This window comes from Streptomyces sp. NPDC048565 (assembly GCF_040650935.1).
GTDB lineage: Bacteria > Actinomycetota > Actinomycetes > Streptomycetales > Streptomycetaceae > Streptomyces.
In genome coordinates this window covers 115,183-136,725 of the sequence record NZ_JBEZIH010000021.1, presented here as the reverse complement: position 1 = coordinate 136,725, position 21,543 = coordinate 115,183, and the positions used below count along the sequence as shown (strand labels likewise).

General features: G+C 71.7%; 17 protein-coding genes. 7 read left to right on the top strand and 10 right to left on the bottom strand.

From position 1 onward, the window contains the following. Positions 1–53: 53 nt before the first annotated feature. Together AB0C75_RS24565 and AB0C75_RS24560 are read right to left on the bottom strand one after the other, a co-directional pair. Positions 54–713, bottom strand: a complete 660-nt coding sequence (locus tag AB0C75_RS24565; RefSeq protein WP_362893869.1) for an FMN reductase — start codon at positions 711–713, stop codon at positions 54–56. Positions 714–715: 2 nt separating this feature from the next. Then, complete coding sequence (locus tag AB0C75_RS24560) at positions 716–1,816, bottom strand: LLM class flavin-dependent oxidoreductase (protein WP_362893847.1); 1,101 nt, start codon at positions 1,814–1,816, stop codon at positions 716–718. Between the two features lie 198 nt (positions 1,817–2,014). Between AB0C75_RS24560 and AB0C75_RS24555 the strand changes: the two genes are divergently transcribed. From AB0C75_RS24555 to AB0C75_RS24545, 3 genes are all read left to right on the top strand, one after another. Next, the gene (locus AB0C75_RS24555; protein ID WP_362893846.1) at positions 2,015–2,137 is read left to right on the top strand and encodes a DUF6126 family protein; all 123 of its coding nucleotides are present in this window, start codon (positions 2,015–2,017) and stop codon (positions 2,135–2,137) included. Positions 2,138–2,359: 222 nt separating this feature from the next. Further along, positions 2,360–3,418 carry a tryptophan--tRNA ligase gene (trpS, locus tag AB0C75_RS24550; protein ID WP_362893845.1) on the top strand — a complete coding sequence of 353 codons (1,059 nt, stop codon included), beginning with the start codon at positions 2,360–2,362 and terminating at the stop codon, positions 3,416–3,418. Between the two features lie 33 nt (positions 3,419–3,451). Further along, entirely contained in the window at positions 3,452–3,823 is a 372-nt protein-coding gene (locus tag AB0C75_RS24545; protein ID WP_362893844.1) for a VOC family protein, read from the top strand. Between the two features lie 60 nt (positions 3,824–3,883). Here the strand turns inward: AB0C75_RS24545 and AB0C75_RS24540 are convergent, their stop codons facing one another. The 4 genes from AB0C75_RS24540 to AB0C75_RS24525 all read right to left on the bottom strand — a co-directional run bounded on the left by AB0C75_RS24540 (position 3,884) and on the right by AB0C75_RS24525 (position 13,874). Continuing rightward, a complete protein-coding gene (locus AB0C75_RS24540) occupies positions 3,884–5,893 on the bottom strand; it encodes an NAD-binding protein (protein ID WP_362893843.1) in 2,010 nt (669 codons plus the stop codon). Between the two features lie 17 nt (positions 5,894–5,910). After that, positions 5,911–10,797 carry a DNA repair ATPase gene (locus AB0C75_RS24535; RefSeq protein WP_362893842.1) on the bottom strand — a complete coding sequence of 1,629 codons (4,887 nt, stop codon included), beginning with the start codon at positions 10,795–10,797 and terminating at the stop codon, positions 5,911–5,913. Positions 10,798–10,994: 197 nt separating this feature from the next. Beyond that, a complete protein-coding gene (locus tag AB0C75_RS24530; protein WP_362893841.1) occupies positions 10,995–13,133 on the bottom strand; it encodes a flotillin family protein in 2,139 nt (712 codons plus the stop codon). A 111-nt stretch (positions 13,134–13,244) separates the two neighbouring features. Beyond that, positions 13,245–13,874 (bottom strand): hypothetical protein, encoded by a 630-nt coding sequence (locus AB0C75_RS24525; RefSeq protein ID WP_362893840.1) that lies wholly within the window; start codon positions 13,872–13,874, stop codon positions 13,245–13,247. A gap of 295 nt (positions 13,875–14,169) precedes the next feature. On the opposite strand from AB0C75_RS24525, the gene AB0C75_RS24520 reads away from it, so the two are divergent. After that, positions 14,170–15,237 carry a helix-turn-helix domain-containing protein gene (locus tag AB0C75_RS24520; protein ID WP_362893839.1) on the top strand — a complete coding sequence of 356 codons (1,068 nt, stop codon included), beginning with the start codon at positions 14,170–14,172 and terminating at the stop codon, positions 15,235–15,237. 58 nt (positions 15,238–15,295) lie between these two features. Here AB0C75_RS24520 and AB0C75_RS24515 read toward each other — a convergent pair whose 3' ends face one another. Then, positions 15,296–15,751: a TerB family tellurite resistance protein gene (locus AB0C75_RS24515; RefSeq protein WP_362893838.1), complete on the bottom strand. Its 456-nt coding sequence runs from the start codon at positions 15,749–15,751 to the stop codon at positions 15,296–15,298. 141 nt (positions 15,752–15,892) lie between these two features. On the opposite strand from AB0C75_RS24515, the gene AB0C75_RS24510 reads away from it, so the two are divergent. Together AB0C75_RS24510 and AB0C75_RS24505 are read left to right on the top strand one after the other, a co-directional pair. Then, positions 15,893–16,411 carry a BlaI/MecI/CopY family transcriptional regulator gene (locus AB0C75_RS24510; RefSeq protein ID WP_362893837.1) on the top strand — a complete coding sequence of 173 codons (519 nt, stop codon included), beginning with the start codon at positions 15,893–15,895 and terminating at the stop codon, positions 16,409–16,411. 12 nt (positions 16,412–16,423) lie between these two features. Further along, positions 16,424–17,413 carry a M56 family metallopeptidase gene (locus AB0C75_RS24505; protein WP_362893836.1) on the top strand — a complete coding sequence of 330 codons (990 nt, stop codon included), beginning with the start codon at positions 16,424–16,426 and terminating at the stop codon, positions 17,411–17,413. A gap of 27 nt (positions 17,414–17,440) precedes the next feature. Here the strand turns inward: AB0C75_RS24505 and AB0C75_RS24500 are convergent, their stop codons facing one another. The 3 genes from AB0C75_RS24500 to AB0C75_RS24490 all read right to left on the bottom strand — a co-directional run bounded on the left by AB0C75_RS24500 (position 17,441) and on the right by AB0C75_RS24490 (position 20,791). Further along, entirely contained in the window at positions 17,441–18,694 is a 1,254-nt protein-coding gene (locus AB0C75_RS24500; protein WP_362893835.1) for a cation:proton antiporter, read from the bottom strand. Positions 18,695–18,696: 2 nt separating this feature from the next. Continuing rightward, positions 18,697–19,167, bottom strand: a complete 471-nt coding sequence (locus tag AB0C75_RS24495; RefSeq protein ID WP_362893834.1) for a TrkA C-terminal domain-containing protein — start codon at positions 19,165–19,167, stop codon at positions 18,697–18,699. 115 nt (positions 19,168–19,282) lie between these two features. Beyond that, positions 19,283–20,791 carry an FAD-dependent monooxygenase gene (locus tag AB0C75_RS24490; protein ID WP_362893833.1) on the bottom strand — a complete coding sequence of 503 codons (1,509 nt, stop codon included), beginning with the start codon at positions 20,789–20,791 and terminating at the stop codon, positions 19,283–19,285. Positions 20,792–20,893: 102 nt separating this feature from the next. Between AB0C75_RS24490 and AB0C75_RS24485 the strand changes: the two genes are divergently transcribed. After that, positions 20,894–21,535 carry a helix-turn-helix domain-containing protein gene (locus AB0C75_RS24485; RefSeq protein WP_362893832.1) on the top strand — a complete coding sequence of 214 codons (642 nt, stop codon included), beginning with the start codon at positions 20,894–20,896 and terminating at the stop codon, positions 21,533–21,535. Positions 21,536–21,543: the final 8 nt, after the last annotated feature.

Sequence of the window (21,543 nt, the reverse complement as noted above, 5' to 3'; positions counted from 1 at the left end):
CCTTGGGGGCCTTGCGGGCCTTGCGGGCAGCCCCGCAGGCCCCGACGCCGTGGTCAGCCGACCCGCAGAGCGGCGAGCTGCTGCGCGAAGGGCACGACCGCGTCCTCGCCGTCGTCGAGCGCCAGCGCCCTGGAGGCGCCGGAGACGGTCCGTCCCGTGACGGCGGCGGCGAGCTCGCCCCCCGCGCGCCGGATGCGGGAGGGCAGGCCCTCGGTGTACTCGTCCCCGGCCGAGCCCCAGTCCTCCGAGGCCGCGTACACGGAGGTCGGCAGGGTGACGGCCCGCAGATAGGCGAAGAGCGGGCGCATGGCGTGCTCCAGGACCAGCGAGTGCCGGGGGGTTCCGCCGGTCGCCGCGATGACGACCGGCTTGCCGGTCAGCGCGGTGTTGTCGATCAGGTCGAAGAAGGACTTGAACAGTCCGCTGTACGAGGCGGTGAAGACGGGCGTCACCGCGATCAGCCCGTCGGCCCCGGTCACCGCGTCGATCGCCTTCTTCAGGCCGGCCGGCGGGAAGCCGCTGACCAGGTGGCCGGCTATGTCGACCGCGAGATCACGCAGCTCGACGACCTGGATCTCGACCCGGCGGTCCTGCTCGGCGGCCAGCCTCTCGCGGGCGGCCTCGGCGAGCCGGTCGGCCAGCAGCCGGGTCGACGAGGGGCTGCTGAGTCCGGCCGCGACGGCGACGATCCTCAGCGGGGCGGTGGCGGGCACGGTCATCGGAGCTCCTCGGGGGCTGTGGCGGCGGCGCGGGCGGCGGCGACCGCGGGGTGGACGGGGGCGTCCGGCACTCCGGCCGGGCGCAGGCGGGCGAACTCCTTGCGCAGCACGGGCACGACCTCCTCGCCCAGGATGTCGAGCTGCTCCAGGACCGTCTTCAGCGGCAGTCCCGCGTGGTCCATCAGGAACAGCTGGCGCTGGTAGTCACCGACGTCCTCGCGGAAGGACAGGGTCCGGTCGATGACCTCCTGCGGGGAGCCGACGGTCAGCGGGGTCTGCTGGGTGAAGTCCTCCAGCGAAGGCCCGTGCCCGTAGACCGGCGCGTTGTCGAAGTACGGGCGGAACTCCCGCACGGCGTCCTGCGAGTTCTTCCGCATGAACACCTGGCCGCCGAGGCCCACGATCGCCTGCTCCGCGGTGCCGTGCCCGTAGTGGGCGTAACGGCGCCGGTAGAGGTCGACCATCTTCCTCGTGTGCTCCATGGGCCAGAAGATGTTGTTGTGGAAGAAGCCGTCGCCGTAGTACGCCGCCTGCTCGGCGATCTCCGGCGAGCGGATCGAGCCGTGCCAGACGAACGGCGGGACGCCGTCCAGCGGGCGCGGGGTCGCGGTGAAGGACTGCAGCGGGGTGCGGAACTTCCCCTCCCAGTCGACGACGTCCTCGCGCCACAGCTTGTGCAGCAGCGCGTAGTTCTCGATCGCCAGCGGAATGCCCTGACGGATGTCCTTGCCGAACCAGGGGTAGACCGGGCCGGTGTTGCCGCGGCCCATCATCAGGTCGACACGGCCGTCGGCCAGGTGCTGGAGGGTGGCGTAGTCCTCGGCGATCTTCACCGGGTCGTTGGTGGTGATCAGCGTGGTGGACGTGGAGAGGATCAGCTTCTCGGTGCGGGCCGCGATGTAGCCGAGCGTGGTCGTCGGGGAGGACGGGACGAACGGCGGGTTGTGGTGCTCGCCGGTCGCGAAGACGTCCAGGCCCACTTCCTCGGCCTTGAGCGCGATCGCGAGGGTCGCCTTGATCCGATCGTTCTCGCTGGGTGTCCTACCGGTCGTGGGGTCGGTGGTGACATCCCCGACGGTGAAGATCCCGAACTGCATGGGGCCCGCCTCCTACTGATTGAGCGAACTGATCGAGCAAGCCGATCGAGCCAATGGTTGAACGTTGAACTATGTGAACACACCCTACAACGGAGCACCCCCTCTCTCTATTCCACCCACTCCGGGACAGCTGTCCACCGGGGCTCTGCGTACCCTGGAAGGCGGCGCCACGGCGGCAGCCGGACGGAGGAGGCCCTGATGAGCGAGAGCGAGAGCTGGAAGGAACGCAGCGTCGCCCTGCGCGTCTTCGTCTACATCTTCGCGACGCACATGTTCGCCGGGTTCGTCATGCTGCTGTTCTACGTGGGCGGCGACAAGTAGGCGGCAGGCAGCGGAAACGCTCTGCCCCGCGCGGGCCGGTGCACGCTACACTCGCCCCATGACCTCCGTTACGTGCCGAAACTGGTGGCGCTCCTCCTAGGAGCGGCCACTCCCTCTGCACGGAACCAAGGGCCGTTCGATCTTCGGACGGCCCTTTTCGCTGCCTCGCCGCCCCGTGACGGGCCGTCCTCCACGCGTACACCACCAGCGAGGAGACCCCCCGTGACCATCACCGACGACCTGTCCGTCAGCCCCGCCGTGCGTCGCAGCGCCGAACTCGAACAGCAGCTCGCCCTGGACCCCGGACGCTTCCGTGTCCTCACCGGGGACCGGCCCACCGGCGCCCTTCACCTCGGGCACTATTTCGGCACCCTCCACAACCGGGTGCGCCTCCAGGACCTCGGCGTGGACGTCTTCGTGCTGATCGCCGACTACCAGGTCCTCACCGACCGTGATGTCGCCGAGCGGCTCACCGAGCATGTGGAGGGGCTGCTCCTGGACTATCTCGCCATCGGGATCGACCCGTCCCGCACCACGGTCTTCAACCACAGCGCGGTCCCCGCCCTCAACCAGCTGCTGCTGCCCTTCCTGTCCCTCGTGTCCGTCGCGGAGCTCGGCCGCAACCCCACAGTGAAGGATGAGATCGCGCACTCCCGGCAGTCCGCGGTCAGCGGCCTCATGTACACCTACCCGGTGCACCAGGCCGCCGACATCCTGTTCTGCAAGGGCAACCTCGTGCCCGTCGGCCAGGACCAGCTGCCGCACCTGGAGCTCACCCGCACCGTCGCCCGGCGCTTCAACGAGAGGTACGGCGACGTCTTCCCCGAGCCCGACGCACTGCTCTCGGCCGCGCCCCTGCTGCTCGGCACCGACGCCACCAAGATGAGCAAGAGCCGCGGCAACTCCATCGCTCTGGGCGCCGACGCCGACGAGACCGCCCGGCTGATCAAGGGCGCCACGACCGACGCCGAACGGCACATCACCTACGACCCCGAGCTGCGGCCCGGAGTGTCGAGCCTGGTGCTGCTGGCCGCGCTCTGCCTCGACCGCGACCCGCACGAGGTCGCGGAGGAGATCGGGAGCAGTGGTGCGGCCGGCCTCAAACGGACCGTGACCGAGGCCGTCAACGCGACGATGGCCCCGATCCGCGCCCGGCGGGCCGAGTACGCCCAGGACCTGGGGTACGTACGGGACGTGCTGCGGGCCGGCAACGAACGGGCGAACGCGGTGGCCGAGGCGACGCTCCAGGAGGTGCGGGACGCGATGGGGACAATTCGATAGTGGGTCCGTGCGGCCCCGGGCACACTGGGCGCCATGCCCGTCTCGCTGCATCACATCGTCATCGACGCCCACGACCTCCCCGCCCTGTCCCGGTTCTGGGCCGAAGCACTGCGCTGGCGCATCCTGTCCGAGCGGGAGCGTGAGGTGGTGATCGGGCCGGACGAGACCTCACCGGTGGGTATCTGCTTCATGCCGGTGACGGATCGCAAGGTCGTCAAGAACCGCCTGCACCTCGACCTGACGTCCGCCGCGGAGGACCGGGACGCCGAGATCGAGCGCCTCTTCGCGCTCGGCGCCCGTGAGGCGGACGTCGGTCAGACCGGCGACGAGTCGTGGACGGTGCTGGCCGATCCGGAGGGCAACGAGTTCTGCGTGGTCCGCCCGAAGGAGACCCTCATCGGCTGAGGGCTCTCCCGGGCGGGCCCCGGCTCGGCGGCGGGCCGCCCGGGAGGGGCGGGCCCCGGCTCAGCGATGGGCCGCGTAGCGCTGGCCGCGCAGCAGTTCGGCCAGACCGCGCCGCGTCGCGGCGATCACCACCCGGTCCTGGGGCTGGAGCACATAGCCCGGGTGTAGATCCCAGACCAGTCCCGATGGCCGGTCGGGGGTGCTCTGGGCGGCCGGGGCGAGGGGGTCGAACGGCGGTACGGCCGCCAGGTCCGGGAGGCGGTCCGCGGGCGGGGTGGCGTCCAGGGCCAGCACCCGCCAGGCGCCCGCCCGGAACGCCTGGTCGACGGTCCTGCCCTCCAGATGGGGGTGCCCCGCCACCTCCAGCGCGGCGAAGAGCATCACCTTGCGCTCCACCGGGACCGCGCCCAGGATCTGCCGGCCCATCATGGCGACCGCGAACGAGGGCGCGGCCAGATGGGACACCGAGCGGGAGCGGGTCAGCGCCTGCGGGTGTGCCGTGCGCAGGGTGCGGTAGACGGCCGTGGCGAACTCGTCGTCGTACAGGCGCAGCGCCACCCGCAGGCCGGGCTTGAGCGAGCGGGCGTAGAGCACGGCTTCGAGGTTCGTCGTGTCGATGCTGGTCAGAGCGAGCAGCGCGCGGGCCCGGCGGATCTTGGCCGCCTCCAGAACGCCCTCCTGGGTCACATCGCCGAGCACCGTCGGGACGTGCAGGCTGCGGGCCAGCGGGATGCCGCGCGCCTCCGGGTCCTCCTCGACGACCACCACCGGGATGTCCAGCTCACGGAGGCGCACCAGCACCCTCGTACCGATCTTGCCGAGCCCCAGCAGGACCACATGGCCGGACAGGCCGCGCGGCGGGCGGCGCAAGGACGACGCGGTACGCAGTGAGCCGAACGCCTCCAGGACGGCAGCGACCAGCAGGGGCAGCAGCAGAAGCCCGGCCACACCGGAGAGCAGCTGGATGACCTGGCGGGACGTCGTGTCGGTGTCCTCGACCGCAGGGTCACCCATCGCCAGCAGATCGAGCAGGGTCAGATAGGCGGCGTGCAGAGGGCTGTCACCCGTGGTGATCACCGAGGTGACGGCCAGCGCGAGCACGGACGCCGCGACGCCCAGCGCCGACCAGCGCAGCCGCCGTGAGAAGACCTTGCCCAGCGGTGCGCCCCTGCCTCCCATGCGGGCGGGCCCCTGGTCGGGCCCCACCTGGCTGATGGCCTCCAGGACGACGGTGCCCCGGCCCGTGGCGGCGTTCACCGTCGCCCGGTCGGGCAGGAGCTGGGGGCCCTCGTCGCCGCTGCTGTCGGAGCCCTCGCTGCCGGCCGGGTCCTGGCTGGTGGAGGAGAGCAGGGCCAGGGTGCACAGACCGGGGTCGGCGAGCTCGCCCGGGCGCGGTGGGTTGCGTTCGACGGCGCGCAGGAGCAGGCCCTCGGCCTGGATGACCTTGTTGCTGCCGGGCAGCGCGGTGGCGGCCAGGGCGGGCGCTGCGGTGTCGGCGTCGGACAGGACGGTGGTGGAGGCGTCCAGTGCGGCCGGGTCGAGTCCGGGCATGGAGACGGCGGCCGCCTGGTCGAGCAGCGTCTCCAGGTGCTGGCCCAGCTTGCGGTTGTAGAGCCGGATGACCAGGCGCAGGCGCGGATTGAGCCGACGAGCCGTCAGGGCGGCCCGGATGTTGAGCTCGTCGTCGTCGTAGACGAGGGCGAGCGCCGCGGCCCGGTCGGCTCCAGCCTCCTCCAGCACCTCGTCGGAGGGCTCGTGGGCCTCCATGATGCGGACGGCCTCGACGCCGGCGTTCGTGTCGCCCGAGCCGTTCCCCGTGCCCCCGTGGCGGTTCATCGCCGCCGACATCCGCCCGAACAGGGCCCCGGCACGGGCCCGTTGGGTCAGCGGCTGGTCCGGCCTGCTGGGCTCCCGGCCCGGCGGGACCAGGAGCGTGACCCGCTCCCCGTACACGTAGCGCAGTTCCACGGCGAGCCGGCGGGCGAGGGTGTCGTCACCGCAGACCACCATGTGGCCACTGCTCGCTGAGCGTTGGGGCTGTTGAGGAAGTGAGGTCACGGAACCCAGCATGCCTTGCTCCCCCCGGTTCAGTCGGGCGTGTCGGTGATCATCGCGTGACGGGGACGTGGGTGCGCGTCCGCCCGGTGCGGGCCCGCGGCCCGCTCGATGGCCGCCTCGACCGCCGCGAGCCGGTCCGCGAGCAGCCCGAGCGCACCGACCGCGCGGGCGGCGGGGTCGCCTTCCGCGCCGCCGATGGCCTGCGTACGGACGTGGGCGGCGGTGACCGCCGACCAGCGCTCCGCCTGTGCCGGGGTGAGCGTGCCCCGCAGGGCGGCCAGCTTCAGCAGATTCGACTCGGCGCCCGTGGTGAGGGTCTGCGCCTCGCCCGCGTAGTGGTCGTCGACGACGGCGGACAGCTCGGCCTCGTTCATGACGGGCACGATCCGCTCGACGATCTTGTTCATGTTGCGGTACGAGCCCTGGAGCCTGAACGGCGGCTCGGTGCGCGCCGCGTCGCTCTGCGCCGCGGAGGCGATGTACGCGGCGTTCACCGCGAGGACCGTCTCGCGTGCGGTGAGCAGATGGCGCAGCACCGACACGATCCTCTCCAGCTCCGCCGGGGCGTAGGCGTGCTCCAGCTGGTCGGCCCGCACCGCGAGCCCCGAACCTGACGCCATGCGCACGAGCAGCGCCAGGTCGGCGCGCGAGCGGCCTGCGAGCGGGGCGAGGACCGGGTTGGCGGTCAGGGCGTTCTCGACGAAGCTGAGCGCGAAGACGTCCTCCCGGCCGCTGAGCACCTCACCGAGATTCCATACGTCGGCCCGGTTGGCGAGCATGTCCGGAATCCTGAACCGGTCCCCCGACTCGGTGTACGGATTGCCCGCCATGACCACCGCGAACCGCTTGCCCCGCAGGTCGTAGCTGCGCGGCTCGCCGTCCTTCACCCCCTCGACACGACGGGTCGCGTCGCAGAGCGGAATGAACTTCTGGAGCAGTTCCGGCGAGGTGTGCTGGATGTCGTCCAGGTAGAGCAGGGTGTTGTTGCCCGACTCGAGCGCGAAGTTGATCTTCTCGATCTCGCGGCGTGCGGTCGCTCCGCGCGCCTGCGCCGGGTCCAGCGAGGTCACGTCGTGGCCGAGGTTGGGCCCGCTGACCTTCACCAGGACCATGCCGAGCCGGTCGGCGACGTACTCCATGAGCGTCGTCTTGCCGTAGCCCGGCGGGGAGACGAGCAGCAGCAGGCCCTGCGAGTCGGTGCGCCGGTCCGCGTCGGCGGTGCCGAGCTGCTTGGCGAGGCTGTCACCGATCAGCGGCAGATACACCTCGTCCAGGAGCTGGTTGCGGATGAACGCCGACATCACGCGCGGACGGTGGTCGTCCAGCCGAAGCCGGGCGCGCTCGGAGTCGACCAGCTCGGTGCGCAGCCGCTGGTAGGCCCGGAAGCCGGGCACGGCCTCGGCGCGGAACCGGGCCGTACGGGCGAGGAATTCGTCCAGCCGGACCGTCAGCGTCCCCCTCTCGATGCGAGGGTGGTCGCCGAGCAGCCCCTCCACCGTCGCGCCGAGCGGGGCGTCCCGGTCGTACCGATCGAGGCCTGGGCAGAGCTCCACGGCGACGGCCTCCGCCAGGTCCCCGGCGTCGGTCTCCGTGCCGGACGCGTCGGCGTACGGGCCGAGCCAGCCCTCGACCAGCTGGCGCCGGGCGGGCAGGTCGTCGCGGAGTGCGGCCAGGTCGTCGTCGTACGCCGAAGTACCGGTCGCCCGGCGGAACTTCTCCAGGAAGGTACGGGTCGCGGCGCTGGTGACGAAGCCGGCCGGGCCGCTCGTCAGCTCCTCGAAGAGATACCCGGCGACCGCTGCCTCCGCCCCCATGACCTCCGCCCACTCCTCCTGGAGGACGGCGATCGCCGGGGCGAGCCCGAAGGTGTCACGGGCCCGCGCCAGCGACACGGCACGGCGCTGCCAGGACGTGCGCAGGGCGTCGTCGGCCTCGTGCGCCCAGAACAGCTGCGCGGCGGCCCGTACGCCGGGTCCGTACCGCAGGAGCCCGGCCCCGGCGTGCAGCCGCAGCAGGACGGTCAGGATCGCGGTGGCGTCCTCGTCGTGCACACCCCGCTGATGGCCCTCGTCGTACGCCGCCGCTGCCGCCTCCCGGACGAGCGCGGCCAGGTCGGGGGCGCCGGCCAGGGCGTCGGCGCCGTGCTCGTCGAGCAGCCGGGCGGCCAGGTGCTCGGCGCGGTAGACGTCCCCCGACTCGGAGGGCAGCAGCCGGTCCCAGTACGGGCGGGTCGCCGCGAACCCAGGGTCGGTGACCGGGGCACGGTAGTCGGTGCCGGTCAGCGCGAAGGCGAGCCGGTCGCCGTGCGGGACCAGGGTCAGGTCGAAGGGCTGGGTGTTCACCGCGAACCTGTGGCGGCCCAGCTTGAGGACGGTGCCGCCGTCCGCGTACAGCTCACCGCGGTCCCTGAGCGCCCGGCCGGCCTCCTGACGGGCCGCCTTCAGCCGGCCGTCCAGCTCATCGGCGCGCACCGGGTCGCCCAGCTTACGCAGCTCATCGGCGGTGCGCCTGACCTTGGCGACCATCGGGTCGGAGGCGAAGTACGTGTGGACGGCGTCCAGGTCCTCCAGGGTGGCCAGGCGGCGGTCCACCGTCTCCAGCACCCGGGCGGCCGAGTCCGCGAGCCGCTCGGCCCGCCGGGCGCGGGCGTCCTGAAGGGTCTGCCGCCTGGCCGAGAACGCCTCGTGGACCTCGGTCCTGCGCTCGGCCAGCCGGCCGAGGAAGTCGTCGGACTCCGAGAACCTGGACTCCAGGTTCTCCAGCTGGAGCAGCAGCCGCGCCAGCTGCTCGTCGCAGGACTCCGGGGTTTCGGCGGCGGCCAGCGCCCCCGTCACGGCCTGTCCGAGCAGCGCGAACTCGGCGGCGAACTCGGCCCGGCCCTCCTGGGACAGCAGCTCCCTGCGGCGGGCGTCGAGGGTGGCGCGGGCCCGGTTGGCATCCCCCAGCACCCCGGCGATCCGCTCCAGGATCGACGTACGGACCGTGGCGTCCCCGATGTCAAGACCGGTCACCACGTCCGTGACGGTCGCCAGGCCCTCGGTGATCTCCGTCAGCCGGTCGCCCACCTCCGAGGCGTCCGCGACGGCCGTCAGAGCGTCGGCGGTGGTGGTGAGGGCGGCGAGCTCCTCGTGGTAGCCGGTGAAGGAGTCCTCGCGGGCCAGGAAGGAGACGGCACGCCGCGCGGCCGACGCCAGGTCGTCCTCGGCCTCTGCGGACAGTGTGGCGATCCGCTCGGTGTCGGCGTACCGCATCTCGGCGAGCGTCGCCAGATGGCCGTGGGCGCGCCGGAGTTCGGTGAGCTGGCCGACCCATGCGGCGGCCGAGCGCGGGGCCTCTCCCCGGATGCGGCGGACCAGGGCGGTGAGCCGGGCGGCCGTCCCGTCCAGGGCGTCGGCGGCCTGCCGGGTCAGCTCCTGCACCGTCTCGAACTCGGCCAGGACCTGGCCCGCGGTGGCCCCGATCTCCGTCAGGGGCTCGGCGAGTCCGCCCAGGTCCGGGTCGGTGAGCCAGTGGTAGCGGTCGCCGGCCCTGGCGCAGTCGGTGACGAGCCGGGCGTACACGGCGGTGGTCGGCGTCATGTCGCGTACGCCGTGTGCCAGGGCGAGGCAGTCGGAGATCCCGCGCACCAGGTCGGCGTTGCCGGTCCGGGCGAGCGGACCCGTGCCTGCGGGGTGCGAGGCGGCGTGGGTGTCGGAGACGTACGGGGTCTGCCAGCGCTGAAGGGGGTGCACACGGGCGGGCCCGTGGTCGCCGCCCTTCAGCAGCACGAGGGTGCCGTCGTCGAGCAGCGCGTGGCCCCGGCCGATGAGCGGGGTGGCGACCTCCTGGCGGATCAGGTTGTACGGCAGGAGCAGGGTGCGGCTCTCGTCGCGGGAGCGGAAGACGTACAGCACGTCCTCGCCGTTGGGCGAGCGGACCGCGCCCTCGAAGACCGGGTCGGTCAGCTCCTCGGCGGTGTCGAAGGTCTTGGCCGCGCCGGTCGTCAGGTAGTAGCCGCCGGGGAAGATGATCCCCTGGTCCTCGGGCAGCCGGTGGCAGGAAGGCCCGATCGCGTCGAGGCGCTGGACCCGGCCCAGCAGCGTGTTGAAGACCAGGTGGCGCCAGGCCTCCTCCTTGTACGGACGCACCCGCAGCAGGACCAGGGGGCCCGCCGTCGCGTACTCGACGTCGGCGTCCGCCAGGGACTGCAGCGGCTCGTCGACCGGCTCCTCGTAGATCCCGTCGGGAGTCTCGGTGTCGTCCTCGGTCTTGACGGTGAGCGTCCCGCCGAGGGTGTCGACGAAGAGCGCGCCGTCGGCCACCGCGATGTGCGGGTGCCGGCCGGTCCTGTGGGTGTCCCGGCCCGCCGGGGTCCAGTCGAAGTCGTGCGAGGGCGGGAGGACATGGTCCTTCTCGCCCCGCGCGTCCAGGAACTCTCCGGGCGTCCCGTCGGCGCCGAGGGCCCACCGCAGGACGCGGACGTCCTCGGCGTTCTCCCCGGTGCGGAACACGGCGATCAGCCGGCCGTTGACCTTCCGCAGACGCAGCAGCCGGGCATCGCGGAAGTAGCGGTGCAGGCCCGCGAACTCCCGTACGAACGCCTCGTCGGCCAAAGGCCCTTCGCCCGCCACCTCGTCCAGTCCCGCCTCCCGCAGGACGAGGACGTCCCCGACCCCGGGCTCCCCGCCGACCCCGGGCCCGCGCTCGAAGCCGAACAGCAGCCGGCCGCCGACGGCCACGAGGTCCCGGGCCAGCGAGGCACGCTCGGTGTGCACCTGCTCGGTGGCCAGCAGCCGCAGCCCGGTCGACCCGAACTCCTCGGTCCGCCGGACATTGAGCGCTTCGGCCCGCCGGACGAGCTCATCGGCCTGCGCCGAGAGCCGCCGCCGGAGCACCTCGTAGGCACCGCCATCGGCGAGTGTGGTGTCACGGTCCATGCGTACGGCTCCCTACGAAACAAAACTCACTGACAACCCAGCGCGGCACATCAAGCCCGTCCGGCGTTTGAGGACGGAACCCTCACGGGAGAGGGGCGGAAACTCGGGGCCTGGCCGCGCCCATCCCTGCCGAAACCCCCAACTCAAGGCGCTGGGGGGCCAGGGCGACCCGGCCCCCCGGGACGCGGCCAGGCCGGCTACGCCACCCCCGCAGGCGCGGCCCCGTTCGAAGACGCCCCGGCGGCCGGACCCGCACCACCGTCACCCCCACCCGCGAGCGAAGACACCGTCATCCCCGCGAGCCCCAGCTCCTCCGCGGCGGCCAGCAACTGCCGTACCTGCCCCGTGGCAGGCCCCGACGTCCCCCGCATCAGCCCCATCAGCAGCGCGGACACCGTCAGGTTCTGCACATCCCCCGAGGAGACGGACCCCAGCACCCGGGTCAGGTCGTCCGTGAAGGACGAGGAACCGTCCAGCCACGGCCCGGCAAGGGCCTGCGCGGTCTTCGAGTTCTCCACGAACCCGTCCACGCTCCGCCCCAGCGAGATCGACGAGACGAGCCGGTCGAAGAAGACCGAGTCCCCGCCGACGATGTCGATGTCCGCGTTCTCAAGACCCGTCGCCAGGATCGTCGCCTGTGCCTCGGCCACCTGCCGCTGCACGTCGAACTCCGCCAGCCGGATCTCCTTCTCCGCGGCCAGCCGCAGCCGGTACTCCTCGTGCCCGCGCGACGCCTCGTCCAGCGCGGCCATCGCCGCGGCCTTCTCCGTGAGCCCCGCCGCCTCGGCCTTCAGCTTCTCGCCGATCACCGCCGCGTCCGCCGTCGCCTGGGCCTGCGTACCCTCCGCGGTGGCCAGCGCCTTGAGTCGCGCGCCCTCCGCCTCGGCCTTGAGCCTGGCCCCGGTCGCCTCGGCCTCCGCGCGCCCGGCCTTCTCGGTGACCTCGGCCTCCGCGTCCCGGACCTGGACCTCCGCGAGACCCGGCGCCGCGGACTCGGCCTGGACACCCTCCGCGAGCCGCAGCTTCGCCTGCGCGTCCAGGTCGGCCGTCTTCAGCCGGGCGTCCGCGAGCGTCAGCTGCTCGGCCGCCAGGTGGACCGCCGCCGCCTCCGCGGCCTCGGCCGCCTTGATGTCCTTGACCAGCTTCTCCTGTGCCTCCGCCTCGGCCGCGATGATCACGGACCTGCGGGTGCGCTCCGACTCCTCGACGGACCGCAGGGTCAGGATCGACTCCTCCTGCTCGGCGACCGTACGGTCCACCGCGATCCGCTCCCGGATCACGTCCGCGACCTCACGGCGCTCGGCCTCGACCTCCTTCGTCGCGGCGATCCGGTTCAGCTCGGTCTCCCGCTCGCGCCCGATGACCTCCAGCATCCGGTCCTTCTCGATGCGCTCGTTCTCCACCGCGATGACCCGCTCACGGTTCTTCTGCGCGACGGCGACCTCGCGCGCCTGGTTCTCCCGCTGGATGCCGAGCTGCTCCTCGGTACGGATGAACGCGCCCTGCGAACCGAGCCGCTCCTCCTCCTGCACCCGTGAGGTGGCCGACTCCTCCCTGGCCCGCAGGGTCTCGACCTCGCGGCGCTGCTTGATCTCGGCCTCCGACTGCCGGCGCTCCAGCTCCAGGATGGTCTCGCGGGCGTCGACGTCCTGCCGGGTGATCTCCTTCTGCTCGGTGCGCTGGAACTCGTTGGTCCGTACGTGCTCGATCGCCGTCAGTTCGGTGATCTTCCGGATGCCCTGCGCGTCCAGGATGTTGGCGCCGTCGAGCTGCGCCATCGGCGTCTGCTCCAGGAAGTCGATCGCGGCGTCGTCGAGGTGGTAGCCGTTCAGGTCGGTCCCGATGACCCGGATGATCCGGTCCCGGAACTCCTCGCGCTTGGTGTACAGGTCGACGAAGTCGAGCTGCTTGCCGACGGTCTTGAGCGCCTCGGAGAACTTCGCGGCGAAGAACTCCTGGATGGCGATCTTGTCGCTCGCCCGCTCCGTTCCGATGGCCTGCGCGACCTTGATGACGTCCTCGACGGTCTTGTTGACCCGGACGAAGAACGTGATGTGGATATCGGCGCGGATGTTGTCCTGGCAGATCAGGCCCTCGCGCCCGGTACGGCGGATCTCGATGGTCTTCACCGAGATGTCCATGGTCTCGGCCTTGTGCAGCACCGGGAGGACCACGGCCCCGGTGAAGGTGACATCGACCTTCTTGGTCTTGGAGATGATCAGCGCCTTCCCCTGCTCGACCTTGCGGAAGAGTCGGGTGATGACGAAGACCAGAGCGATGGTGATGAGCAGGACAACGGCGATGATCACGCCGATGCCCCAGGAGATGGCATCCATGTCAGTCCTTGCGGCTGGTGGGACGTACGAAGAAGAAGTCAGGCCCCGGCCGCCCGTAAGGCGGCGCGCGGAACCACGGGCCAGGGCCCGGAGAAGGAAGAGGAAAGCGGGTCAGCCGGCCTCGCGCGGCAGGTGCCGCGGTGCGAGCGACGCGTCGTACGGCGAGACCCAGAAGAACTCGCCGTCGGCGTCGTAGGCGTAGAGGAGCCCCGTACTGCCGGATGTGAACACATCGCCGGGTGCGGGGGACTGCCGTACCTGCACGATCGCGGTCGACCCGTCGGCGGCTGCGACCTCGGCCTGCCCGAAGTCGGCGCTGACGGATCCCGTACGGATCGTGCAGACCTGACCCACGAAGTCCTGCCGGGATGGAGGAGGTTCCGCGGGGAAGTGCCGGCGGAAGCGGCGTACGAGCATGCGGACCACCCCCCAGGCGATCAGGAGCGCACCCGCCAGGACGGCGAGGTGCAGTACGGCCCGCTGGGTGCCGGTAGCTCCGCCGCGGAGCACCAGGACCGAGCCGGCCAGGCCGGTGAACCAGGCGACGGCGATGAACAGCGACACGGACACGGAGACGGGCACCCCGCCGAAGCCGACCGCTCCGGTGTCCAGGTCGGTGTCGAAGGAGTCGGGCCCGGCCGCTCCCACGAGCACCAGCAGCCAGAAACAGATGACGACCACCAGCGCGCCGCTGAAGATGACAGCCGGGAACGCGACTGCCGCGGAAAAGAACTCGGTCATCCGGTCCACCCCCCTGCGATGTCGTATCGTCCGGGAGGCCGTGCGTGTCGGGAGGGGTCGAGGGGGCCGGAGCTGCGACACCGCGAACGGCCCCGCAGCAACCGGATCCTCCCCCGTGTTCCCCCGTAACCCCCGTGATTCCCCCGTGTGTTGCTGGACTGATCGTGTCAGCCGGGGCGGTCCTGGCGCATTGCCGGAATCCGGCAGCCTTTACGGGGTCGGCCTGCCGGGCACCGGCACCGGCTTCCGTGCGTTGACGGGGTGACAGTGCTGCTGATGTGTGGAGGAGTGTGCCGTGGCGGAGCCCGAGATCCCCGAACGGTTTCTGGAGGGCTACGCCCGGATTCTGGCCGAGGTCGCGGAAACCGGCCGCCGGCTCACCCGCGACGAGCTGGAGGCCCGGCGTACGCTCGGCCGTGAGGCCGCGGAGGCCGGACACCAGCTGCGGGCCCTGGTGCGGCGCCATCTCGCGGAGACCAGCGCCCACTGGCCGATCACCCCGTCGGGCGCGGGCGCCACCGACGCCGTGCTGAGCGCGGTGGAACAGGCGGTCGACGCGTTCGCGGAGGGCTTCGAGCGGGCGCAGCGCATCACGGTACGGCGTGAGGAGGCCGCGCGGCGGGAGTTCATCGACGACCTGCTGTACGGACGCAGCGACCTGGGCCGGCTCGCGGAGCGCGCCACCCGGTTCGGGCTGCGGCTCTCACGGGCCCACGCCGTCGCGGTGGCGGCGGGCCCTGAGGCCTACGCCGAGTCCGATTCGGTGCCCCGCCAGGTGGAGTCGGCCATGCTCGCGCGGTTCAGCGGCCGGAAGATCCTGATCACCACGAAGGACGGGCGGCTCGTCTGCATAGCCCCCGGCAGCCAGCCGGACGTCCTGCGGTATTTCGCGAAGCAGTCCCATGCCGCGACGGACGGCGGCCAGGTCGCGGTCGGCCGCCCGCACCGAGGCCCGGGCGGGGTGGTCCACTCCTACGACGAGGCGCTGGACGCCCTCGACCTGGCTCAGCGGATGGCCCTCGACGACCCCGTGCTGTACGCCGCCGACCTGCTGGTCTACCCGGTGCTGACCAGGGACCGGCAGGCGATGGCCGACCTGGTGCGCAGTGAGCTCGGCCCGCTCAAGGAGGCGCGCGGTGGCGCGGAACCGCTGCTGCGGACGCTGTCGGTGTATTTCGACGCGGGCTGTGTCGCCGCCGAGACGGCCCGCCGGCTGTCGCTGAGCGTGCGGGCGCTGACGTACCGGCTGGAGCGGATACACCAGCTGACCGGCTCCGACCCGTCCGACCCGATGCACCGCTACACGCTGCAGACCGCGGTGATCGGTGCCCGGCTGCTGGACTGGCCCGCGAAGGAGCTCTGAGGGCCCGCGACGCGTACGGCCCGAGGGGCCAGGGCCGTACGCGTCGTGAGCGTGCGTCCTACAGGTCGAACTCGTGCGGCGGCAGGTCCAGCGCGAAGCACGCCTCGCGCACGACGCCCTGTTCCGACTGGTCGAAGTCGCCGTCGGCGCCGCCGATCACGATGCCGATCTGGATGACGGCACGCGCCTCGGCGGGCTTCTTCTTCGCCTTGGCGACCTCCTGGAGCACGCTGACCTTGCCGAGGGCGAAGTCCGCGGTCAGCTTGTTCACATAGTCGTTGAAACGGCGCTGGAGGTCGTCCGCCGGGAAGTTCTTCAGCACGTCGTTGGTGCCGATCAGCGTGGCGACGCGCTGCCGCTCCGACGGGTCGATGGAACCGTCCGCCGCGGAGACCAGGGCGCACATGGCCATGCTCGCGTCCCGGAACGACCCGCTCTTCAGGTCGTTCTTCTTCGACTCCAGCTGCGTCTGCATCGACGACGCGGATTCCTTGATCCGATCCCAAAGGGCCATGACACGTCTCCATAAGGTTGCGTTGCCTGTGGTGCGGGAACCAGGCAAACTCTACAACTGTGTAGAAGAACCGCGGATGGCCGTTCGGACAACCCGGCGGCCGACAGGCCGGCCACCCGGCCACTCAGTAGGATGCGGCGGATGAACAGGCCCACAGGCGCGGACGACGGCGGGACCCGGGACGGCTCGCGGCTGCCCAGGCGCCGCCAGGGACAGCTGGAGTCCCAGGTCCTGACCGTGCTGCGGTCCGCGGACGGGGCCGCGACGGCCGGCTGGGTGCAGGAGCACCTCGACGGGGACCTCGCCTACACCACGGTCATCACGATCCTCTCCCGCCTCTATGAGAAGAAGGCCGTGACCCGCGCCAGGCAGGGCCGTTCCTACGCCTGGACCCCGGCCTCCGACGAGGCGGGCCTCGCCGCCCTGCGGATGCGCCGCGTCCTGGACGGCGAGCGCGACAGGGAGGCCGTCCTGGCCCGGTTCGTCTCCGCGCTTTCGGCCGGCGACGAGGCCAGGCTCCGCGCCCTGCTCTCCCGCGCGGCCGACGACAGCGACGGCGTCGGCGGTTCGCACGGCCGCGACGGTTCGCACGACCCCGACGACCCCGACGGCCGCGACGGTTCGCACGACCCCGACGGCCCCGTAGCTCCGGAAGGCTGAGAGCCACCGACGATGGGCGTCTTCGTCTACCTGCCACTCGTACTGCCGCTGACCGCCCTCCCCATGGCGCGCCTCGCCGAACAGCACCTGCACCCCAGGAGCGCCACCCGGCTCCTGTCCGTCGCGAGTTCGACGCTGGCCCTGTGCAGCACCCTGTGCCTGGTCCTGCTCATGGTGGCGGGCACCGCCCAGCTGCCCGGCAATCCGCTGCCCGACAGCTGGTCAGGGCCCGAGGTGAGCGCCGCGGTGCCGTACGAGGAGAAGGCCGGTCTGGTCGCGATCGGCGTCCTGGCGGCGGTGCTGACGGCCTGCAGCGGCACCCTGCTCCGGCACGCACGGACCCGCATCCGCGCCACCCGCGCTATGCCGGACGCCGCCGCTCTGCCGGAGGCCGCCGCCCCGCCGGATCACACCGGCGACGGCGGCACCGGGGACCTCGTGGTGGTCGCGTCCGCCGGCCCCTACGCCTACGCCCTCCCGGGCAGGCGCGGGCGCGGCGGCCGGGTCGTGGTCTCCACCGCGATGATGGACTGCCTGGACGCCCGTGAACGCCGGGCGCTCGTCGCCCATGAACGCGCGCACCTGACCGGCCGCCACCACCGCCATCTGCTGGTGACACAACTGGCGGCCCGCGCCAACCCGTTACTCCTGCCGCTGCGTACGGCCGTGGCGTACAGCACCGAGCGCTGGGCGGACGAGGAAGCGGCGTACGCCATCGGCAGCCGCCGGGCCGTCGCCACGGCGGTCGGCAAGGCGGCCCTCTTCTCGCACCGTCCGCCGGGGTCCGGGGTGCTCCCCGCCTTCACGGCGGCGGGTCCCGTGCCGCGTCGGGTGGCGGCGCTCCTCGACCCCGAACCATCGGCCGGACTCTGGCCCCCGGCCTCCGCGCATCTGGCCGTGGCGGCGGTGACGGCGACGGTGGGGACGGCGGCCTCGGCGCTGTCGTCGCTGAATGCGACGGTGACGCTCGTCGGCATCCTCCACGCGGCCACCCCGCTCTGACCCGTGCGGCGGGGACCCGCCGCACCCTCAGTCGGAGTCGCGGCCCGCGGGCTCCGGCGTGAGGTCGTCGTGCGACGGCATCGGCTCGGCCTCGGCGGTGGCCACGGCCGGCTTGGTCCGCTTACCGGCCAGCACGCCCTGGAGCTTCGACGCGATCGGCTCCGTCCACCGGGCGGTGAGCGGTCCGACGATCACCAGGATCAGTACGTACGCGGTCGCGATGGGCCCGATGCGTGGCTCGGTGGCCACGGCCAGACCGGCGATGACGATCGAGAACTCACCGCGCGCGACCAGTGTTCCTCCCGCGCGCCAACGGCCGCGTGGTCCGATCCCGGCCCGCCGGGACGCGTACCAGCCGGTGCCGATCTTCGTGAAGACCGTGACGATCGCCAGCAGCGCCGCCGGGAGCAGCACGGGCGGGATCTCGGCCGGGTCCGTGGACAGCCCGAAGAACACGAAGAAGACTGCGGCGAACAGGTCCCGCAGCGGTGTCAGCAGCTTGCGCGCGCCCTCGGCGACCTCGCCGGAAAGGGCGATACCCACGAGGAAGGCGCCGACGGCGGCGGAGACCTGGAGCTGCTGGGCCACTCCGGCCACCAGGACGGTGAGCCCGAGGACGACGAGCAGCAGCATCTCGGGGTTGTCGGACGACACCGCGCGGCTGATGAGCCTGCCGTGGCGCAGGGCGAGATAGAGAACGAACCCGACGGTGCCGAGCGCGACCAGCAGGGCGATGCTGCCCCCGGCCAGGCCGACGCCGGCCAGCATCGCGGTGAGCAGCGGCAGATAGACGGCCATGGCGAGGTCCTCGATCACGAGGACACCGAGGATGACGGGCGTCTCGCGGTTACCGAGCCGGCCCATGTCGGTCATCACCTTGGCGATCACGCCCGATGACGAGATCCAGGTGACGCCGGCCAGTGCGACGGCCCCCACGGGGCCCCACCCGAGCATCAGACCGGCGATGGCGCCGGGCGTCGCGTTGAGTACGAAGTCGACGGCCCCGGACGGATACTGCGTCTTGAGACTGGTGACGAGCTCCGAGGCGCTGTATTCCAGGCCGAGAAGGAGCAGAAGCAGGATGACGCCGATCTCGGCGCCGATGGCGGTGAATTCCTCACTTGCGCCGAGCGGCAGCAGCCCGCCTTCCCCGAAGGCCAGTCCGGCCAGCAGATACAGGGGAATGGGCGAGAGCCCTATCCGCCCGGCAAAACGTCCGATGATGCCGAGCCCCAGAATGACGGAGCCGAGCTCCACCAGCAGTGCGGTCGTGTCGTGCACGGTCAGCCCTCCGCGATGATCTCGGAGAGCGTGTCCACGCCCTCACGCGTTCCTACAACAACGAGCGTGTCCCCGATGGCCAGCCGGAAGTCCGGTCCCGGGGACGGATGCGCACTGTGGGTGCGCAGAACGGCCACGATCGACGCGCCGGTACGGGTCCGCGCCTTCGTGTCACCGAGCAGCCGGCCGCCGTACGGCGAGCGGGTCCCGAGCGGAATGTGCTCGGTGACGAGGTCGATCCCGTCGGTCCGTACGGCGTCGATCGGCGCGGCATCGATGAGGTGCGCGAGACCGGTGGCCTCGGTGGTCGTCAGGGGTACGGAGAGGCGGCACGAATCTGGGTCGTCCTTCTCGTAGAACCCGAGGAACCGTCGCCCGTCGTGATGCACGACCACGGAGATGTGCTGCCCCGACTCGGTGGTGTAGTCGTACTGGACGCCGACTCCTGGCAGTGACGTGCGGTGGGTTCCCATGGCTTCCTCCCGAGGAGCGCGGCGATAAGGTGGTGCTTTTGATCATTTCTTTAGTCGCCCATTACCTTAACGGGCCCCGTCAATGGCCCCGCTCACGGACCATGTGCCCGCCGGCTCAGCGGGGCGTGGTCGTCGCCAGGCCTCCGTCGACGGCGGCGAGCAGGGCGTCGCTCCGGCCCGTGAAGCTGTCCGCCGCCCAGAGGACATGGCCGTCGGGACGGATGAGCAGGACAGCGGCGTCCGGACCGTCGGTGCTGGTGGCGCGGACGAGATCGACCCGGGGCGGCAGCGGGAAGCCGGCCGGGACGCTTCCGGTCAGGTCGAGCAGGACGGCGTGCCCCGAGGCGAAGAGCGCCGACAGCCGGGTGGGACCGTCTTCGGTGACCAGATCGGCGTCCGGCACGCGCTGCCCGGTGAGCGGGTGGTCGCCCGGCAGGTCGTAGCGCAGGGAGAGGCCGGACATGAGCCCCGCGAGGTGGCGGTTGGTGTCGGGGAGGCGCAGCAGGTCGGTGAAGATGTCACGCAGGGCGGCCACGTCCTGGTCCGGATTCGGATAGGCCAGCACGCGCTGGGCCGACGTGTGGTGCAGGACCTGGGCTCCGACCGGATGCCGCTCGGCGTGGTAGCTGTCCAGGAGGCCGCTCGGGGCCCGGCCACGGACGGCTGCGGCCAGCTTCCAGCCGAGGTTGAACGCGTCCTGTATGCCGATGTTGAGGCCTTGGCCGCCCAGCGGCGGGTGGATATGGGCGGCGTCGCCCGCGAACAGGACGCGGCCCACGCGGTATTGCTCGAGCTGCCGGGTCGCGTCGCCGAACCGGGAGGAGTTGTCCACGGAGCTGAGGGTGGTCTCCTCGCCGTACACCGCGCGCACCGCGTCGGAGATCTCCTCGGAGGTGACGGGGGTGTCCCGGTCGGTGTCCTTCCGGTCCATGTCCCCGAAGGTGATGCGGTACCGGTCGCCGCCGAGGGGCACCAGCATGGACCAGTACCCCCCGGCCTCGCGGGTCAGCGTGCTCATGTGCCCGATCTGCTCCGGCACCAGCGACGAGACGGTGGACAGCCGGATGTCGGCCAGCACCGCTTGCTGGGTCCCGGAGCTGCCGGGGAACGGCAGGCCGAGCAGCTTCCGCACCGTGCTGTGGCCGCCGTCGCACGCCACCACGTAGTGAGCCCGCACACGCAGGGAGCCCGCCGTGACGACCACGCCGTCGTCCTGCGGCTCGACGGCGGAGACGGCGGTGCCGCGCAGCACCCGCGCACCTGCGGCGATGGCGCGCTCTTCGAGCACCTCCTCGATCTCCCACTGGGGGATCGAGATCGGGAAGGGGCGCCCGGTCCGCCACGGGGCGCAGTCCAGGGGCACGGGCAGGGTCCCGAAGTGCCCGCCCACCGGCTCACGCGCCATGGCCCGGCGCGACAGCGGCTCCAGGAGCCCGCGCGACTCCAGCACCTCGGCGGTGCGGGGCTGGATCGTGCCGCCCTTCACCTGCTCGATGCGCTGGTCCAGCTTCTCCAGGACCAGGGTCTCGGCCCCGGCCAGGGACAGCTCGTACGCCAGCATCAGCCCGGCCGGGCCGGCGCCCACGACGACGATCTCGGTCGACTTCTCCGTCAGCACAGTCATTCTCCCTCGCTCAATCTCTCCTGGGGTTAAATGTATACCAGGTGCAAAAAGTTCCCGAGGCGAAAAGGTTCCCGAGGGGAGTCAGGTGCTACGGTGTACTCCGTGGACGCAAAGCCAGGACTGCGTGAGCGGAAGAAGCAGCGGACCCGCGCGGCGATCTCCGACGCGGCGATCGAGCTGTTCCTCGAACACGGCTTCAACCAGGTCTCGGTGGCGCAGGTCGCCGAGGCGGCCGAGGTCTCCAAGCGCACGCTCTTCGCCTACTTCCCGACCAAGGAAGACCTCGTGGTGCACCGCCTCGCGGACCACGAGACGGAATCCGGGCGCGTGGTGCGGGACCGCCCGTCCGGCGCCGGTCCGCTGGCCGCGCTCCGCGAGCACTTCATCGAGGGTCTGCGGGAAAGGGACCCGATCACCGGGCTCAACGACCAGCCTGAGGTGCTGCGGCTCACCCGGATGATCATGGATGCGCCGGCGCTCAGGTCCCGCATGGAGAAGTTCATCACCAGTGCGGAAGGCGCACTGGCCATGGCGTTGCAGGAGACGGCGGACGCCCCCGAGTTGATGGCGCGGCTGGCCTCCGTCCAGATCGTCGCCGTCCAGTGGGTGCTCGCCCAGGACAACGCCACCCGCCTGGCACACGGAGAGCCGGCCGACGTGCGCTACGAGGCCGCGCTGGCCGACGCGGAAAGCGCGTTCGCGCTGCTGGAGAACGGCTTGCGGCAACTGCCCCCGCAGCAGTGACCGCCACC

What these genes read in the sequence shown, in the direction of transcription:
- AB0C75_RS24505 (WP_362893836.1), top strand. Translation starts at nt 16,424, where the DNA reads ATGGGCGTCTTCGTCTACCTGCCACTCGTACTGCCGCTGACCGCCCTC.
- AB0C75_RS24545 (WP_362893844.1), top strand. Translation starts at nt 3,452, where the DNA reads ATGCCCGTCTCGCTGCATCACATCGTCATCGACGCCCACGACCTCCCC.
- AB0C75_RS24555 (WP_362893846.1), top strand. Translation starts at nt 2,015, where the DNA reads ATGAGCGAGAGCGAGAGCTGGAAGGAACGCAGCGTCGCCCTGCGCGTC.
- AB0C75_RS24525 (WP_362893840.1), bottom strand. Translation starts at nt 13,874, where the DNA reads ATGACCGAGTTCTTTTCCGCGGCAGTCGCGTTCCCGGCTGTCATCTTC.
- AB0C75_RS24530 (WP_362893841.1), bottom strand. Translation starts at nt 13,133, where the DNA reads ATGGATGCCATCTCCTGGGGCATCGGCGTGATCATCGCCGTTGTCCTG.
- AB0C75_RS24535 (WP_362893842.1), bottom strand. Translation starts at nt 10,797, where the DNA reads ATGGACCGTGACACCACACTCGCCGATGGCGGTGCCTACGAGGTGCTC.
- AB0C75_RS24540 (WP_362893843.1), bottom strand. Translation starts at nt 5,893, where the DNA reads ATGCTGGGTTCCGTGACCTCACTTCCTCAACAGCCCCAACGCTCAGCG.
- AB0C75_RS24510 (WP_362893837.1), top strand. Translation starts at nt 15,893, where the DNA reads ATGAACAGGCCCACAGGCGCGGACGACGGCGGGACCCGGGACGGCTCG.
- AB0C75_RS24515 (WP_362893838.1), bottom strand. Translation starts at nt 15,751, where the DNA reads ATGGCCCTTTGGGATCGGATCAAGGAATCCGCGTCGTCGATGCAGACG.
- AB0C75_RS24490 (WP_362893833.1), bottom strand. Translation starts at nt 20,791, where the DNA reads ATGACTGTGCTGACGGAGAAGTCGACCGAGATCGTCGTCGTGGGCGCC.
- AB0C75_RS24495 (WP_362893834.1), bottom strand. Translation starts at nt 19,167, where the DNA reads ATGGGAACCCACCGCACGTCACTGCCAGGAGTCGGCGTCCAGTACGAC.
- AB0C75_RS24560 (WP_362893847.1), bottom strand. Translation starts at nt 1,816, where the DNA reads ATGCAGTTCGGGATCTTCACCGTCGGGGATGTCACCACCGACCCCACG.